This is a genomic window from Cohnella sp. GbtcB17, from assembly GCF_019091135.1.
In the GTDB taxonomy this organism is placed as follows: Bacteria; Bacillota; Bacilli; order Paenibacillales; family Paenibacillaceae; genus Cohnella.
This window is the reverse complement of sequence record NZ_JAGXJW010000550.1, coordinates 1-230: the sequence shown is the minus strand read 5'-3', so window position 1 is coordinate 230 and position 230 is coordinate 1. Positions and strand designations below refer to the sequence as shown.

The window sequence follows — 230 nt, the reverse complement described above, 5'->3', positions numbered from 1 at the left end:
AACGAACGCGCTCAGATGGTATCAAACGAATCTGGAAATTAAGAACGACCCGGATATCCAAATTCCGTTCAGCAAAGAAGACATTGAAGCGATCAGAAAAAATACAAAGGGGTCCGTGCCGGAAGATCGTTTAATCGTCATGGCCAGAAGCAGAAAAAGTACGGAGCAGGCCAAAGCGCTTTTGTCAGCACAGGTTGCGTTAAGAAAATCGAATTTTATCGCCGTGGCTA

The 230-nt window shown here is 45.2% G+C and carries 1 pseudogene; it reads left to right on the top strand.

Features of this window, described 5'->3' with window-relative positions:
- Positions 1–230, top strand: a pseudogene (locus tag KVT38_RS34405) (SF0329 family protein); the annotation flags it as partial.